General features: G+C 58.2%; 15 protein-coding genes. 8 read left to right on the plus strand and 7 right to left on the minus strand.

Translation table 11 applies throughout. The annotated features are described in order from the left end of the window. Window positions 1-54 precede the first annotated feature (54 nt). Together GWQ29_RS01735 and GWQ29_RS01740 are read left to right on the plus strand one after the other, a co-directional pair. Window positions 55-579 carry a DinB family protein gene (locus GWQ29_RS01735; protein ID WP_275918625.1) on the plus strand — a complete coding sequence of 175 codons (525 nt, stop codon included), beginning with the start codon at window positions 55-57 and terminating at the stop codon, window positions 577-579. 15 nt (window positions 580-594) lie between these two features. Beyond that, window positions 595-1035 (plus strand): hypothetical protein, encoded by a 441-nt coding sequence (locus GWQ29_RS01740; RefSeq protein WP_275918626.1) that lies wholly within the window; start codon window positions 595-597, stop codon window positions 1033-1035. Between the two features lie 75 nt (window positions 1036-1110). Here the strand turns inward: GWQ29_RS01740 and GWQ29_RS01745 are convergent, their stop codons facing one another. Further along, the gene (locus GWQ29_RS01745; RefSeq protein WP_111587453.1) at window positions 1111-1326 is read right to left on the minus strand and encodes a hypothetical protein; all 216 of its coding nucleotides are present in this window, start codon (window positions 1324-1326) and stop codon (window positions 1111-1113) included. A gap of 262 nt (window positions 1327-1588) precedes the next feature. Here GWQ29_RS01745 and GWQ29_RS01750 point away from each other — a divergent pair, with 262 nt between their 5' ends. After that, a complete protein-coding gene (locus GWQ29_RS01750; protein WP_275918627.1) occupies window positions 1589-2158 on the plus strand; it encodes a hypothetical protein in 570 nt (189 codons plus the stop codon). Between the two features lie 5 nt (window positions 2159-2163). Then, window positions 2164-2559: a hypothetical protein gene (locus GWQ29_RS01755; protein ID WP_275918628.1), complete on the plus strand. Its 396-nt coding sequence runs from the start codon at window positions 2164-2166 to the stop codon at window positions 2557-2559. 130 nt (window positions 2560-2689) lie between these two features. Here GWQ29_RS01755 and GWQ29_RS01760 read toward each other — a convergent pair whose 3' ends face one another. The 4 genes from GWQ29_RS01760 to GWQ29_RS01775 form a co-directional block, all read right to left on the minus strand. Then, entirely contained in the window at window positions 2690-5032 is a 2343-nt protein-coding gene (locus GWQ29_RS01760) for a YgiQ family radical SAM protein (protein ID WP_275918629.1), read from the minus strand. A 138-nt stretch (window positions 5033-5170) separates the two neighbouring features. Beyond that, window positions 5171-5542: a hypothetical protein gene (locus GWQ29_RS01765; RefSeq protein WP_021138812.1), complete on the minus strand. Its 372-nt coding sequence runs from the start codon at window positions 5540-5542 to the stop codon at window positions 5171-5173. A 94-nt stretch (window positions 5543-5636) separates the two neighbouring features. After that, a complete protein-coding gene (locus GWQ29_RS01770; RefSeq protein WP_275918630.1) occupies window positions 5637-8756 on the minus strand; it encodes an efflux RND transporter permease subunit in 3120 nt (1039 codons plus the stop codon). Continuing rightward, complete coding sequence (locus GWQ29_RS01775; RefSeq protein WP_181455183.1) at window positions 8756-9805, minus strand: efflux RND transporter periplasmic adaptor subunit; 1050 nt, start codon at window positions 9803-9805, stop codon at window positions 8756-8758. The genes GWQ29_RS01770 and GWQ29_RS01775 overlap by 1 nt, the downstream gene beginning before the upstream one ends. 209 nt (window positions 9806-10014) lie before the next feature. Here GWQ29_RS01775 and GWQ29_RS01780 point away from each other — a divergent pair, with 209 nt between their 5' ends. Both GWQ29_RS01780 and rssA read left to right on the plus strand, forming a co-directional pair. Further along, a complete protein-coding gene (locus GWQ29_RS01780) occupies window positions 10015-11571 on the plus strand; it encodes a sensor domain-containing diguanylate cyclase (RefSeq protein ID WP_275918631.1) in 1557 nt (518 codons plus the stop codon). A gap of 33 nt (window positions 11572-11604) precedes the next feature. Continuing rightward, window positions 11605-12471: a patatin-like phospholipase RssA gene (rssA, locus tag GWQ29_RS01785; protein ID WP_011898481.1), complete on the plus strand. Its 867-nt coding sequence runs from the start codon at window positions 11605-11607 to the stop codon at window positions 12469-12471. Between the two features lie 78 nt (window positions 12472-12549). On the opposite strand, the gene GWQ29_RS01790 is transcribed toward rssA, so the two are convergent. Together GWQ29_RS01790 and GWQ29_RS01795 are read right to left on the minus strand one after the other, a co-directional pair. Next, a complete protein-coding gene (locus GWQ29_RS01790) occupies window positions 12550-13911 on the minus strand; it encodes a sodium-dependent transporter (RefSeq protein ID WP_275918632.1) in 1362 nt (453 codons plus the stop codon). Window positions 13912-14116: 205 nt separating this feature from the next. Continuing rightward, complete coding sequence (locus GWQ29_RS01795; protein ID WP_005298604.1) at window positions 14117-14383, minus strand: helix-turn-helix transcriptional regulator; 267 nt, start codon at window positions 14381-14383, stop codon at window positions 14117-14119. A 259-nt stretch (window positions 14384-14642) separates the two neighbouring features. On the opposite strand from GWQ29_RS01795, the gene GWQ29_RS01800 reads away from it, so the two are divergent. Next, window positions 14643-15239, plus strand: a complete 597-nt coding sequence (locus GWQ29_RS01800) for a hypothetical protein (RefSeq protein WP_275918633.1) — start codon at window positions 14643-14645, stop codon at window positions 15237-15239. A 308-nt stretch (window positions 15240-15547) separates the two neighbouring features. Continuing rightward, window positions 15548-16567: a porin OmpAI gene (gene ompAI, locus GWQ29_RS01805; protein ID WP_256684786.1), complete on the plus strand. Its 1020-nt coding sequence runs from the start codon at window positions 15548-15550 to the stop codon at window positions 16565-16567. Window positions 16568-16934 lie beyond the last annotated feature (367 nt).

Here is a 16934-nt window from a genome sequence, read left to right on the forward strand (position 1 = left end):
CACCCATTTTGGCTAACATGCCCCACTTCAAGGAGACACAGGGGCAAGGAACCGATGAGCAACAAGACGCTGCAATCCCTCTTTCACTACAAACGTTGGGCCGATGGCGAGCTGCTGGATACGATCGCCACGCTGGACTCGCAGCAATATACCGAAGACCACCACACCTGCCTTCGGATCTTCAACCATATCCATGTGGTCGATGCCATCTTCAAGGCCAATCTGCTGGGGGAGACCCACGGCTTCAATGCCACCAATACCCCGGAGACGCCACCCCTGGCATCGCTGCGCAGCTCGGTCACGGCACTGGATAACTGGCTGGTAGAGTACGTCACCGCCATGAGCCCGCAAGAGGGTGAAACCTCGCTTTCATTTCGCTTTGTCGATGGCGACAGGGGGCAGATGAGCCGCGAGGAAATGCTGCTCCATCTGGTGACCCACGGCGGCTATCACAGGGGAGCGATCGGGCGAATGCTGGTGCAGTGCGGCATCACGCCGCCGCGCGATACCCTGACCACCTTTTTGCATCGCAGCGAACCCGAGCGACGCAGCGAATATGGCTCACCCTTTGCGGGATAATGGAGTCTTGCCCTTATGAACCAACTCACGCGCTTCTGTCGCCCGTTACTGCTCGTGCTGCCATTGCTGCTGGGTGGATGTGCCGCTGCCATCGATCACTACTCGGGGCGCTTTCGCAACACCCTGGCACCTGGGGAGACACGCACGACCATTCGCGCCGAACTGGGAGATCCCCAGCTTTGTCAGCAGGCCGCCTTTCTGACCGAGGATAATGTGCAGGATTGCGATCGCTTTACCGTGCTCGGCAAGATCCACAAGCGCGGTGACGGCAATGGCCAGGCCACGGCGAGCGCCGTGACAATGGGGCTGGGGGAGCTGGTGCTGATCCCCATGACGGTGGCTGGCGTCGCGGCGGACTACACCCAGCGCCATACCCTCACCGTCTATTACGATCGGGACGATCACTATCTGTTTCACACCCTGCTCAATGGCAAGGGGCAGGAAGTGTGGCAATAAGGGGCGATAAAGCGAAACGCTTTGCTGCCCCATGGCCATGTGACAGCCGTTTGCCGGGTGACTCGGGAAATCCCGCTAAGATTGCTCTCTGCGATCCAGCCATTTGCCCACTCTGGCCCCCAGCTCGGAGCAGATAAGGGCGCTGACAATGGCCCCTATCATCCGGTTTGCCTCGGAGAGCGCTTTTGTCTCAACAAACTGGTAGGCAATGAGATTGAAAATGAGGATCCCGAGCAGCAGACCCAGCCCGCTGCCAATCTTCTCTCTTCTGGATTTGGCTTTCACCGCCATCTATTGCTCCTGTGCAAGGGAGCCGGCCATTCAGCCCCTCCCCTTATCCATAGACCGAACAAGATAGCAAAGCCGCGCCTGCTTGCCCGCCTTTATCGCACCTGCTTACGCGCTTTGATGACGCAGTTCAAAAAACGATAACTTTCTGATGGTTATGTCATTTATGGTGCTCGCGTAAGCGGCTTCGTTCGGATTACTATAGCCATTGGCGCCTATTGGGCTGTAGTAGTCTAATAAACTCGGACACCACAAGGAAATAACTATGCAAATAACCACAACCCTCACTCTGACAGCAGCTGAAGAAGCCGAAATATCTGCGATTCTAGGATGTAACGCTGCGGACCTGAACAATCATCTTAATTTATGTCTTGGTGCATCAATCAATGAATATTTGGCCATGTTCCGTGGTCAGAAAGTTTTCAAGCGAGGAAGCGATATGCTTGAATACCGATTACTTCTTCTCATTGAAACTGCATTCAATGGCGTCATCCCTGATGAACGAACAGTCAGCAACTTGTTTCAAACAACACTGACGGAAAGTCGCTCTCTTATTCGATCGGTAATTACTAAATATCAATACCAACTGAAATCTCATGTTGAGAGAACACTTAGCTCATCGCTAACTGCCGCGATTAGACAAAACAATACTCAGGACTACACCGTAGTTATTAATAGCCAGAACGTCGTCGATGAATTAAATAAAGCTCTAGCCGACATTGATGGTAGTCTCTCTTCAGTTAAGAAGAAGAAAGGCAGTGTATCCACATATGAAATTCCACCATCTTCTTACAACCGTCTTTGCACAAAATTCAACGTTCAGCCGAATCCGTGACCCCAATGAGTGATTTACTTTCAGCGTCAAGCTTGCTTATGGCTATTGCAGCAATTCTTTTCAGTCTTTGGTATGCCGACATTTCAAAAGCCCTTGAAATAGAGCCAAAGCCTCATAAAGAGGATAACGTAGCAGCAAAAAAGTCAGTGACTTCCGTGCTTTTTAGTAAGGCATTGCCTGTCAGTTTGATGGCTCTTTCAATAGCTGCAATATTTTTACCTGATGCATTTAAAATTGCCAGCGAGTCATACGAAATATACAAAGAAAATAACTTAAAACTTATTAATTACAATGCAGTTAAAACCGCGTACTGTTTTGTAACTATATTATCATCGATTCTTTCAATGTATACATTGATGTTATTGTGGAAATTATTTAACTTACGTAATAGCCTAAGTTGATTATTACTCAACAGTGTTTACACATAGTTTCTCAAGTGAGGTGGAATTCTATATTAGAGTTCAGTTAACTAAATCAAAGGCGACCAGATGGTCGCCTTTTTATTTTCTATCACTTTCCAATCAGGAAATATCACCTTGCCGGTCGCTTGGCGCCATTCCCTTTGGCCGCAGGCTTGCCGCCCTGGGCTGCCGGTTTGGCTGAGCCAGCGCGAGTCGGGGTTTTACCCTTGTGCACAGGTTTCCCCTGCCCTGCTGGTTTGCCCTGACCTGCGCCTTGGGAAGCGGGCTTGCCGTTGGCGCCAGCACCTTTGCTGAGCTGGGAGCCCACCGGCTTGCCGCCAGTCGCCTTGTTGCCAGCCCCATTGCCACGCTGATGGACTATGTTGCTGTGGCGGGTCAGGGCCGGTTTCAGCCCCTTGTTGATGCTGCGCTCGGCCTTTGCCTCGCCACGTCCTTCCGGCGGCACCAGGCAGTTGGGGCCGTTGCCGATCAGGTGACCCTTGCCCATTTCCAGCAAGGCTTCGCGGATCATGGGCCAGCCGGCAGAATCGTGGTAGCGCAACAGCGCCTTGTGCAGGCGGCGACGGCGCTCCCCTTTCACCACGAACACATCCCCGCCCTGGCGACTCACCTTGTTGAGGGGGTTTTTCTCGGTGTAATACATGGTGGTGGCGTTGGCGAGCGGCGACGGGTAGAAGTTCTGCACCTGATCCAGCTTGAAGTTGTTGGTCTTGACCCAGAGCGCCATGTTCACCATGTCTTCATCCGTGGTGCCCGGGTGGGCCGAGATGAAGTAGGGGATCAGGTACTGCTGCTTGCCCGCCTCTTTGGAATACTTGTCGAACAGCTCCTTGAAGCTGTAGTAGCTGCCCATGCCCGGCTTCATCATCTTGGAGAGGGGGCCCTCCTCGGTGTGCTCGGGGGCAATTTTGAGGTAGCCGCCGACGTGGTACTTGGCCAGCTCCTTGATGTAGCGCGGATCTTCCACCGCTATGTCGTAACGCACCCCGGAGGCGATCAGTATCTTCTTGATCCCCTTCACATCCCGCGCCTTGCGATAGAGGTTGATGGTCGGGGTATGGTCGGTATCCATGTGCGGGCATATGGTCGGCCAGACACAGGAGGCGCGGCGGCAGGTCTGCTCGGCCTTGGGGCTCTTGCAGCGCAGCTTGTACATGTTGGCGGTGGGGCCGCCGAGATCCGAGATGACGCCGGTAAAGCCCGGCACCTTGTCGCGGATCTCTTCGATTTCTTTGATGATCGACTCTTCCGAGCGGCTCTGGATGATGCGCCCCTCGTGCTCCGTGATGGAGCAGAAGGAGCAGCCGCCGAAGCAGCCACGCATGATGTTGACCGAGGTCTTGATCATCTCGTAGGCCGGGATCTTCTCCTTGCCATAAGCCGGGTGCGGCACCCGCTGATAGGGCAGGCCGAACACGCCGTCCATCTCGTCGGTTTCCAGCGGGAAGGCGGGCGGGTTGACCCAGACGATGCGATCGCCGTGAGCCTGGGAGAGCGCGCGGGCGCAGCCCGGGTTGGTCTCGTGGTGCAGGATGCGCGACGCATGGGCGTAGAGCACCTTGTCTTCCTTCACCCGCTCGAACGCCGGCAGCTTCACATAGGTTTTCTCCCACGGCTTCTGCTTGGGCGGCTGCACCAATACCGGCTTGGCTTCTTGCTCCACCGGCGCCGTGCCTTCGTCATCCGAGCAGGGCGCCCCTTCCATATAGGGGTTCATGATGGGGTCGATGCGGCCGATCTGATCCAGCTTGCTCGAATCCACCCCGCGCCACTCGGGCAGCGGCTCCTTGCGGATCACGGCGGTGCCGCGAATATCCTGCATGGTGTCGATGGTCTCGCCATTCGCGATGCGGTGCGCCACCTCGATGAGCGGCCGCTCGGCGTTGCCATAAATGAGGATGTCGGCCTTGGCATCGAGCAGGATGGAGCGACGTATGGTCTCGGACCAGTAGTCGTAGTGGGCGATGCGGCGCAGCGACGCCTCTATGCCACCTATGACAACCGGCACCTCCTTGAAGGCTTCTTTACAGCGCTGGGTATAGACCAGGGTGGCGCGGTCGGGCCGCTTGCCGCCTATGTCTCCCGGTGTGTAGGCATCATCGTGGCGCAGCTTCTTGTCGGAGGTGTAGCGGTTGATCATGGAGTCCATGTTACCCGCCGTCACCCCGTAGAAGAGGTTGGGTTTGCCCAGACGCATGAAGTCATCCTTCGATGACCAGTCCGGCTGGGCAATGATGCCGACCCGAAAGCCCTGGGATTCCAGCATGCGGCCGATCACCGCCATGCCGAAACTCGGGTGATCCACATAAGCGTCACCGGTCACCAGGACTATGTCACAGCTGTCCCAGCCGAGTTTGTCCATCTCCGCTCTGGACATGGGCAGGAAGGGCGCAGTGCCGTAGCACTCGGCCCAGTAGCGGGGATAGGAGAAAAGGTGGGTAACCGGCTGCATTTTGAACACCTGGAACAATTCGGGTCGCGCATTATACCGGCAGAGCAGAGCGGGAGCGATGGCTTTTTGCCCCTACAGAGCAAGGGGGAAAGGCGAGCCAGTGACAGGCTCGCCTCAATAACGCGGGGTTGAACGGGATCAGGCCAGGACGCGGGCCAGCACAATGCGGCTGTAGTGGCGCTGCAGCAGCTGATAACCCCCGAGCAGACACCAGACCAGAGCCGGCGCCAGGAAGATGGGGTGGGTCGCGAGGCGCAGCATCAGCAAACCCAGCAGGATCAGCGCGAACGGGCGGATCTCGTAGAGCCAGAGCGGCCAGCCCTGCTTGCGGGCAGGGAGTGGCTTGTCGATGCGCCTATGGGCACTACGTCTGAACCAGGCCAGGGAACCGGCCAGATAGAACGCCAGTCCGGCCAGCAGCAGACCCGGTTGCTCGGCAACCCCCAGCAACAGCAAACCGCTGCCCATATAGGCAAAAGGCAGCGGCTCATAGATAGCAGATGGCAACATAGCTCACCTCAAGGTTAAAACTGGTTACATATTAACCGCCGGCTGCAGTGATACCATCCGCTTTCTGCGGCTTGCACCTATATGGGTGTAGGTATCAGGCAGCCGGTTTATCCTCGGCTTTCACCGCCAACTCGGCTGCCAGCGCCTCGTCCACCAGCAGATCCCGCGCCCCTGTCATGCCCGCCCGTTTGGCCAGCAGATGATAGATGGCAGGCACCATCACCAGAGTCACCAGGGTCGCGAGAGACAGCCCGAAGAAGACCACGGTCCCCACCGCCATCCGGCTCTCGTAACCTGCCCCCATGGAGAGCATCAGCGGCACTGCCCCTATGATGGCGGTCAGCGACGTCATCAGAATGGGCCGCAGGCGGCGCACCGAGCCGGCAATGATGGCCTCATCGAACGCTTCCCCACGCTGGCGAAGCTGATTGATGAACTCCACGATCAAGATGCCGTTCTTGGTCACCATGCCGATCAGCATGATCATGCCGATCTGGCTGTAAATGCTCAGCTCCTGTCCCGTCAGCCAGAGGCCGAGCAGACCACCGAAGATGCCAAGGGGAACCGTCACCATGACCACAGCCGGGGTCAGCATGCTCTCGAACTGGGCCACCAGCACCAGATAGACCACCAGCAGGGCCAGACCGAACACCATCACCATCTCGCCCTGGTTGTCGCGATAATCCTTGGACTCACCGGCGTAATCCACCGTCATGCCGCTCGGCAGATTGGCATTGGCCCAGCCATCGAGGAAGTCCAGCGCCTCGCCCAGGGTGCGATCCGGCGCCAGATCGGCGGTGAGAGTCACCGCCTTCTGCCGCTGGTAGTGGTTGAGCCGCTGCGGGCTTGCCACCTGTTTGACGGTGGCCAGGGTGGAGAGACTCACCATCTCGCCACTGGCAGCCTTGAGATAGATACGGCTGAGATCGGACACGCCGTTGAAGTCGTGCTGATTGGCGCGCAGATAGACGTCATACTCCTCGCCCCTGTCCACATAGGTGGTCTGGCTCACGCCGCCGAGCAGGGCCTGCAACGAGCTGGCTACGGTCGACACCGGAATGCCGAGTTGGCTGGCCCTGTCCCGCTCTATGGTCACTTGCAGCTCGGGGGTCTTCTCGGCGTAGTCGAGATCCGGCATCGACATCAGGCCGCTCTGGGCCGCCGCCTCTTTCAAAGCCAGCCCCTGCTGGTAGAGCTCGGCATAGTCGGAGCCCTGCAGCACGAACTGGACGGCCGCGGTGGAGCCGCCCCGAAAGCCCGGCTGGAAGGTGCGGATCATCACATCAGGGATCCCCGCCAGTCGTCCACTCAGGGACTGGGCAAACTGGGTGGCGGTTTCGTCCCGCTCGGCCCAGTCGGTGAGCTGAATGATCGCCATCCCGGTCTGATCGCCGCCACGACCGAAGGCCGGGGTACTGAAGCTCATGGCCTGCACCACGCCCTTGCCCAGCAGCGGCATGATGGCGGCCTCCACTTGCTGCATGTTGCGCTTCATCCGCTCTATGCTGGTGCCCTCGGCCCCCTTCACGAACACATAGAGCACACCCCTGTCTTCGGTGGGGGTCAGACTGGTGGGCAACTGGCCAAACAGGGCGCCGATGCCGCCAAGGCAGAGCAAGAGCACCAGCGGCGTCCAGGCCGAACGACGCAGCACCCAGCCCAGCAGGCGTCGGTAGTGTTTCTCCACCCAGCCGAGGCCGCGATCGAGCGCCGCCGTCAGCACATTGGGTTTGTCTACGGAGCGCATCAGCCAGGAGCCCATGGCTGGCGTCAGGGTAAGTGCCACCAGGGAGGAGAAGAGCACGGCCAGGGAGAGCAGGATGGCGAACTCGGTAAAGAGCCGCCCCACCATGCCATCCATGAAGGCGATGGGTACAAACACCATCACCAGCACGGCCGTGGTCGCCACCACGGCAAAGCCCACCTCACGGGTGCCGTGCCAGGCCGCCATCAACGGTGGCTCACCCCGTTGCAGGTGATGGTGAATGTTCTCCACCACCACTATGGCGTCATCCACCACCAGACCGATGGCGAGAATAAGGGCGAGCAGTGTAATGAGGTTGATGGAAAAACCGAGATACCAGGCACCGATAAAGGCGGAGATCAGCGACACAGGGACCGTAATGGCCGGGATCAGGGTAGTGCGCCCCTGCCCCAGGAACAGATAGAGCACGGCCACCACCAGCACGGCGCTGATGGCCAGCGTCTCGTACACCTCGTCGATGGCCTGCTTGATGAAGATGGTGGAGTCATAGTCGACCTCGAGCTTGGCCCCTTCCGGCAGGAAGCGCTGCATCTCGGCGACCTTCAGCTCGATGCCCTGGGCCACCGCCAGGGGGTTGGCGGTGGACTGGGCGACTATGCCGATCCCCAGACTCTCGCGACCATTGCGCTGATAGGCGCTGTCTTCGTTCTTGGCGCCCACCTCCACATCGGCGATGTCCGCCAGATAGATGCTCTGACCGTTGTCGGCACTGCGCACCTGCAAGGCCTGGAAATCGGCGGCTGTGTGGTAGAGGCGGGCAATCTGCACCGCCATCGTCATGCTGTTGTTGCGAATTTCGCCGCCCGGCAGCTCGATATTCTCCCGCTTGAGGGCATCCTGCACGTCCGCCACCGTGATGCCACGGGCCGCCATGTCCGCCGGGCGCAGCCGCACGTACATCACCTGGGTCAGATCGCCGGAGAGGGCCACCTCGCTCACCCCGTCCACCAGACTCAAGGGGTCGACCAGCACGCGGTTGGCGTAGTCGGTCATGGCGGTACGGTCCATCTGGGTGCTGCTGAAGTTCAGCCAGACAGCGACATCGCCGTTGCCGTTGTCCTTGGTGACCATGGGTTCATCCACGTCGTCCGGCAGCCTGGGCCGGGCACGGGAGAGGGCATCGCGCACATCCGAGGTGCCCTCCACCATGTTCCAGCCGAGCTTGAACTCCACCGTGATGACGGAACGCCCCTTGCGGGTCACCGAGTTGATGTTCTTGATACCGCTGATGCCGGAGAGCTGATCCTCGATGGGCTTGGTGACCTGGCTCTCCATGACGGCGGGTGCCGCCCCCTCGTACATGGTGGTGATGGAGACGGATGGCGTCTGCACATCCGGCATCTCGCGCACCGTCAATTTGCTGAAAGCCACCAGACCGAACACGGTCAAGAGGGCACTCAATACCACAGCCACCAAGGGGCGACGGACAGATACATCGGAGAGCCACATCAGCCTTTGACCTCCGCCAGATCGTGCACACTGATGCCGTCACGCAGATTGACCAACCCCTCTACCACTATGCGATCGCCGACCTTCAAGCCCTCCGTGACCCACACCTCTTCACCATGGGTATCCCCCAGCACCACGGCCACCCGCTTGACCCGACCATCGGGCTCGAGGCGATAGACGAAACGCTGTTCACCGGCGTACTCCACCGACTGGGCAGGGATCAGGGTCATCTTCTGGGGCGGCAGGGAGAGCTCCACATTGAGCAGCATGCCGGGCCGCAACTGACCGTCAGGATTGGGAATGATGACACGGGCCTTGATGTTCTGGGTATCGTTGGACACCCGGCTGTCGAGGGTCTCCAGCACGCCATGAAACGATTGTTCCGGCCAGGCCGAGCTGGTGGCGGTCACCGCCATGCCGGGACGCAGCAGGGAGAGGTATCGCTCGGGCACCGCCAGATCGAGCCGCAGCCTGGCAAGCTCATCCAGATGGAGCAGGGTGTCACCACTGTTGACCAGGGCCCCTTCACTCAAGTCGATGAGGCTGACGGAGCCGTCAAACGGCGCTTGCAGGGTGCGCAAGGAGAGCTCGTAACGTGCGGCATCCACCCTTGCCTGGACTTGCGCCACTGTGGCCTCCTGCCCTTCCAGCTCTGACTGGGTCACGGCGCCGCGCGCCACCAGCCGGCGCATGTCCCGCAGCTTGCGAGCCTCATCGCGCGCACTGGCACTCTGCTCGGCGAGCTCCGCCTGCTGCTTGCCCGCATCCAGCGCTATCAGGGTATCGCCCTGCTTGACCTGCTGACCGGAACGCACCGCTATCTTGACGATACGCCCTGTCACCTCGGGGCTTATCACCACGGAACGATTGGCGGCCAGCTTGCTCACCAGCTTGATGGAGGGTTCAGCCAGACTCTGCTTGACCGTTTTCGCCCTGATATTGACCTGCTTGGGCTGGGGTTTGCTGACGGCTTCACCGTTACGGTAATACCAGACACCCAGCATCAGCAGGGAGAGACAGGCGATCGACAGCCACATACGCATTTTCATCAAGCAATCCATGAAATTAGGGAAAAAGGAGGCACTTCATCAATGATGGGCATCATGTTACCCCCTGACTATGCCGTGACTATGTATAAATGTGACAAAACGTAACAGAAGCGGTGGAAGATCACCGAAATCGTCGCCACAGGAGACGTTCTTGATGGTTCTGCCCTAAACTGATGAACCGAACCAGTCCAGATCAGGCCAGGCCGCCTATGCCAGAGAAACGCATCCATATCGTCACACGCCGCCTGCAATGGCTGCTGGGCTCCCTCGTCATGCTGCTGCTTGCCCTCACCTTCCATCAGACTCTGAAACAGGTCACCGAACTCAACGAGCGCGATACCCTCAACATCGCGGCCCGTTTGCGATCCCAATTCCAGCAGATGGAAACCGTGCTCGAGGCCATGCGTGGCCAGGCCGAGGAGCGGCTGCGCAGCAATCCGCAATCGGCGCTGACTCGCCAGCTTTATCAAGCCCTGCACACAGATCCCGAGCTGGGATTCTCGCTGGACAAGGTTCCCGCCAACCTGCCCGCCGGGCTCAGCGGCAATCTGACCGGACTGGGCCGACTGCCCGCCCCGGGCAGCGAGCGAGAAGCCAGACTGCATCTGGCGCTCAGTCTGTCACCCCTGCTCTCCACCGCCAGCAAGCTGCTGGGGGACAAAGTCGCCTGGGTCTATTTCACCGGGGTAGATGACTTTATCTATCTCTACCCCTGGATCCCCTCCAACGAGTTTCGCTTTCATCGCGCCATCTATCTGAAATCTTACTGGCAGGATGCCCTGAAACAGCAAAACCCCAGCCAGCGCGCCATCGTATCGCGCCCCTACGAAGATTTTGCCGGTATGGGGCAGATGATTTCTCTGTCACAACCCATAGTGAAGGATCAAACGCTGGTGGGGGTCATCAGTATAGATGTGCTGCTCACGCGACTCGATCGGCTGCTGCATGAGTCCACCCCCGCCATTGGCAGCCTGTTTTTGGTCAACCAATACCAGCAGATCCTGGCCAGCAGCGCGCAGGGGGCCGACTTTGTCCCAAAGTTCCAGACTGACAGGCATGGTTACCAGTGGCGGCAAGGAGCCCTCCAACTGGTCCAGACTATTCCTGATACGCAACTCACCCTGATCCACCGTATCCCGCTGACCGCACTCACCCAGGCCCTGTTCTGGCATTCACTCCCTTCCCTGATCACCATCCTCTTCATGATGTGGGCGGCGCTCTCGAGCCTCAAAGCCCGTCGTCTGAACCGGCAGCTCGACTATTTATCCAGTCACGATGCCCTGACCGGCACCTACAATCGCCACTATTTCGACGAATTCGAGCGCCTTCATTTGCGAGCCAAAGCCCGTGAAGTCGGGGTTGTCATGTTCGATTGCGATCACTTCAAACAGGTCAACGACCGCTTCGGTCACGAGGTTGGAGATCAGGTGCTGATCCGGCTGGTCACACTCTGCCAGCCTCTGCTGAAGAAAGAGGATGCCCTGATCCGCTGGGGTGGCGAGGAGTTTTTGCTGCTGGTTGCCAAGGGATCCGAGCCGCTGGATCAACTGACCGAGCGGCTGCGCCTGCAGATAGCAGAACATCCATGGGAGGAGATAGCGCCAGATCTTGCGGTCACCATCAGTCTGGGCTATCACCATTGCCGTGCCGGGACTCCACTGAAGGAGGCTATCCACCGGGCGGATCTCGCCCTCTATCAAGCCAAAGCCAATGGACGCAATCGAAGCGAAGGCTGGCAGGATGACGGCGCCAAAAACACGGGGTAAGCTGGGAGCCTCACTCACCTCAGGAGAGACAAAGTGTCACGAAAACCCCGCGTGGGATTGGCTCTGGGCAGTGGTGCTGCCCGAGGATGGGCCCATATCGGCATCATACGGGCGCTGGAGCGCCTGGGCGTCAAACCGGATCTGGTGGCGGGTTGCTCCATTGGCAGCTTTGTCGGTGCCGCCTATGCTGCTGGCGAGCTGGACAAGCTGGAGTCCTGGGTGCGCGGCTTCAGCCGGTTGCAGGTGGTCAGCCTGCTTGACCCCGCCCTCTCCGGCGGGCTGTTTCGCGGGGAAAAGGTGTTTGGCATCGCCGCCAATCACCTGGGCGACCCCGTCATCGAGAGCCTGCCCCTTCCCTTCGCCTGCGTTGCCACCGAGCTTGATACCGGCCGCGAGATCTGGCTGAAAGAGGGGCCGCTGCGCCAGTGTGTACGCGCCTCCTGCGGCATGCCTGGCATACTCACCCCTACCCTGGTCGAGGATCGCTGGCTGGTTGATGGCGCCGTGGTCAACCCCGTGCCCATTTCGCTGGCCCGCGCCATGGGGGCCGAGGTGGTGATCGCCGTCAACCTCAACGCCGACATGCACCAGCCCTGGACAGATGAACCGGACGAGCCCGTCACCGGCAACCGCTTCAGTCAGTGGCTGAACCGGGGTGATGGCCCCAATACCCCTGGGATGTGGAGCGTAATGACGGGTTCCATCAACATAATGCAGGAACGCATCACCCGCGCCCGTATGGCGGGGGATCCTCCCGAAATCCAGCTCTGCCCGCGCCTTGGCAGCTTCTCCATCATGGACTTCCACCGGGCCTCCGATGCCATCAACGAAGGGGAAGCCTGTGTCGAACGCAACATGGAGCAACTCAAGGATGAGCTTTCCCGCCTCGGCTTGATTTGACGCCAGGTGCCAACCTGACGAGCCCATAAAAAAGAGCGCCAGCGGCGCTCTTTTTGCTTTCTTGCGGCGGGCAAGCCATCAGAACAGCCCCAGCCCCTTTAACATCACGATCAGGATCAGCAGCGGTGACACATAACGGATGATGAAAAACAGCGGCTTGAGGATGGCCAGCTCCAGTTCGCCGTCGTTGATCAACGCCGCCTTCATCCGCTCGAAACCCCATACCCAGCCCACGAACAGGCAGAGGAAGATACCGCCAAGGGGCATCAACACATTGGATGAGACGAAGTCGAACAGATCGAAGAAGGTCTTGCCGGCGATCTGCACCTCTGCCAGTGAGCTGTTGGAGAGCGCGCAGGTCGACCCGACGGCCCCCAGCACCAGCAAGTTGAGCAGGGTCGCCTTGGGACGGCTCATGTGAAAACGCTCGGACACCACGGACACAGGGACTTCCAGAATGGAGAGCATGGCGCCCGTCGCCGCAATCGCGGAAAGCACGAAGAACAGCACCATGAACAGGTGACCGAAGGGTATGCTGGCGAACACGGCCGGAATCGTGATGAACAGCAGGGAGGGACCCGCCGTTGGCTCGAAGCCGAACGCAAACACAGCCGGGAAGATGGCGATCCCCGCCAGCATGGAGACGAACAGATCGGCGCACATCACCCGGAAGGTAGTCAGCGGTATGTTCTGATCATCCCGAAAATAGCTGCCATAGGTCATCATGCAGCCCATGCCGATGGAGAGCTTGAAAAACGCCAGCCCCATGGCGGTCAGCACCACACCGGCGGTGATCTTGGAAAAGTCCGGCGAGAACAGAAAATGCAGCCCCTGACTCGCCCCTGGCAGGGTCAGACTGCGAATGCCGATCACCAGCAGCAGGATGAAGAGCACGGGCATCAGCTTCTTGGTAACAGCCTCGATCCCTCTGGAGACCCCCATCAGCAGTATGCCCCCCATCAGCACCAGCACCAGCCACTGCCAGAGCAGACTCTGTAGCGGATTGGTGATAAGCGCATTGAAGGCTGCCCCCGTGACCGCAGGATCGGTTGACAGTATCTCGCCGCTGGCCGCCTTGAAGATATAGGCAAACACCCAGGCCGCGACCTCGGAATAGAAAGACATGATGAGGAAGGCCGCAACCACCCCCATCAGGGCAATCAACCACCAGGGCTGGCCCCTGGGTGCAAGCTTGCTCAAGGTCGTCACCGCATCGGCTTTGCCCTTGCGGCCCAGCATGATCTCGGAAATCATCACCGGCAGACCCACCAGCAGGGTGGCTATGACATAAACCAGCAGGAAGCTGGCGCCGCCGTTTTCACCGGTCAGGTAGGGAAATTTCCAGATATTGCCTAGCCCGACGGCAGAGCCCAAAGTAGCGGCAAGGACACCGAATTTGCTGGTAAAGCCATCTCTGGCCTTGGGAAGGATTTGACTCATGCTTGTCTCACTGTGCGCATCATGCAAGGGATACCCCCTAATTTCAGGGTCAGAATTTTCTGAGGATTAATCCGGCTTGCCAAGATGTTTTCGTTAAAACCCCGGACGAGAGCACAATTAGCCAAATTTAATTAATTGGAGTCATTATTTGATGGATAAAAAAATGCCGCCATTGAGGCGGCATTTTTGTCAAAGCCCACTTAAATCAAGCCTTGGCAATATCGTCCGGACCGATCTGGCCGATTTCTGCGACTTTTTTGTCAGCCAGCAGCCAGAGGGTGAACTTGTGCAGTTCCGGGTGATGAGCCAGTGCCACCAGGAAGGCGCCACCTACTTCACGATAACCCAGTTCATAGTTCTTCAGGGTGGTGGGGGGAACGCCCAGCAGATCGGCAAATTTAGGACGGCTCAGGCCGACCGCTTCACGGATCTGACGGATCTTCTTGCCAACAGTTACGATATTTGAATTCATATTGTTCCATACTCCGTACGGCGGATTGACTCCACCTTTATTTTTCGCGACGACTCGTAGTCAAGTGTATCAGTTTTGAACGGACTCGTTATGGTCGAGCCTCTATCTTTAATCAGCGTCTTTCGACGACAACCCTTGTAAACCTCGGGGATGGTAATCGCTCAACCGCCTCAGGTAAACAGTCTCGAAAAGAAACCTTTATTGTTGCCGCCAGAATAACTCGTATAATCCGCCAGCTATCCCTAAAGAGTAAGAACTCATGGCGCTTCCCGGCATAATCTCCTGTTTACACCCAGTTTCAGATCCCGAAGCTCTCACCCGCCAGCTGATGCAAGGCCAGCAGACACGCGCCGAAGCGTTCTGGTTACCCGCCAGCATGCATGAACAGGCGGCAGCGGTTTTGACTGCGCTCGATGACAAATGCAGTCTGTTTCTTGAGCAGCCCGTTGCGGACCTCCCCCTGCGCAGTCACGATGGCATGGTGCAAGAAGCGCACACTCTGCTGCTTGGCAACGGCAACCGCATCGCCCTTGCCAAGGTGCCGGGAGATGGAGGCTTGGTACCCGCCTCCGGGCTCGCCGAAATGGGGCAATGGCTGGAATCGGGTCACCTGCACTTTCGCTGTTCAGCCGCGGTGCAGCCCGTAGCTCGGGCCATCCTCAATATCTGGCCTCTCGACCCCTATCTGGCTCGTCATTTCCTGCTCAGCTTTACCCCTTTACTGTGCAAAGCAACCGACGCCGACTATCTGGCGGTGTTCCAGGCGCGCGAATGTACCGCCATGGCGCAATCTGACTGGGTTCAGTCCTATATGAAACTCGAAAAGAAGCTGCACAGAGCCTATTTGGATCACTAATTAATTTGGATAAACAGCCAGTTATCCACACGACACAATTTGCCATATGGGCTATTTGTGAGCTTGATCATGTTTTGAAATCGGCATAGAGTGCGCCTCGTCATCGGAATGACATTGGCTGTTCGTGAAGGGTTGATTGCATCCCATGTGATGCCAACCGCTCGCTTGTGCACCAGGAATGAGTGCCTCTCGGATGGAACCGGGATCCCTGCCCGCTTCAACACTGTTGTTCGGCAGAGCCTGCAGCTTACATAAATTAAAAAGTGCGAAGCACGTAACCAACGTGCCATCTCAACGAGGATTTTTTTATGATGAAAATGGCTCCTTCCCTGATCGCCATCGCCATGGCTGCCATGGGTGCAACTGCAGCTCACGCCGCTGATGATATCTACTTCGGTGCCGGTGCCGGTGCTGCTCACTTCAACGGTCTGAACAAGATCGAAGGCGTGAAAAATGGTGAAGAAAACGCTGCGGCGGCCAACGCCTTCGTAGGTTACAACTTCAACGAGTACTTCGGTTCCGAGCTGGGCTACCAGTACGCCGGCCGTGGTAACACCGATGGCAACCGTTACGAGAACCAGGGCGCTACCTTGTCCGGTATCGCTCGTCTGCCGCTGGGCGGCGACTTCTCTGCCTTCGCTGAAGGCGGCGCCTACTGGGCTCACACCGATGGCATGGGCACCAGCGATACCAAAGTATCCCCGCTGGCCGGCCTGGGCGTGACCTACCAGGTAAACGACGCGCTGGATCTGCAAGCTCGCTACCGCTACATGTGGGACGTGGCTGATCTGCACGCCGACAACGTACGCTACAAGTCCAACCAGAGCGTTGCGACCCTGGAAGCCGTATACCACCCGTTCCGCTCTTCCTACGTAGCCCCGGCTCCTGCCCCGGTTGTTGTTGAAGAAGCGCCGGCTCCGGCTCCGATTGTTGAGAAGAACTTTGCCCTGAACTCCGACGTGCTGTTTGCCTTTGGCAAAGACAGCCTGAAGGCCGAAGGCGTCGAAGCGCTCAACTCCCTGTACCAGCAGATCGTTGACTTCCAGCCGAAAGACGGCAGCGCCGTTGTTGTTGGTTACACCGACCGCATCGGTTCCGACGCTTACAACCAGAAGCTGTCTGAAGCCCGTGCCCGTACCGTTGCCAACTTCCTGGTCAGCAAGGGTATGGCTGCCAGCAAAGTTGCTGTTGAAGGTCGTGGCGAAGCCAACCCGGTCACCGGCAACAAGTGTGATGGCGTGAAAGCCAAAGCTCAGCTGATCTCCTGCCTGGCCCCGGACCGTCGCGTTGAAATCCGCGTATCCGGTGTACAAGTAGTTCAGCAATAATCTGACACCGTTCAGATAATGCGAAAAGGGGATGCCACGGCATCCCCTTTGTCTATCCACTTTCCGCAGTCTGATTAAGAACGCAGCAATTCGCGTCACCTTCTGTCAAACCGTTTCCCCCATCACATTGCCCGCCTGTTCGTGCAACCCCGCACCAGCGCTGGATATCTGTACAGAAACTTGATCAATACGAGTCAAAGGAATACAGTAACCCCGCTTGTAAGGCATTGGATGAACTATTAAAAGTGCTTCTTGCCCGGTTAGTTGTCCATGAAGCCAAGGCTTCATGAGTATCCAGGAACCATCCATTTTTTACTTCGTACCCCCCGTGGTCAGCCACGGAGGTCGCCGCAAAAATGTCACTTGC

It is taken from the genome of Aeromonas sp. 2HA2 (assembly GCF_029237345.1).
Classification (GTDB): domain Bacteria; phylum Pseudomonadota; class Gammaproteobacteria; order Enterobacterales; family Aeromonadaceae; genus Aeromonas; species Aeromonas salmonicida.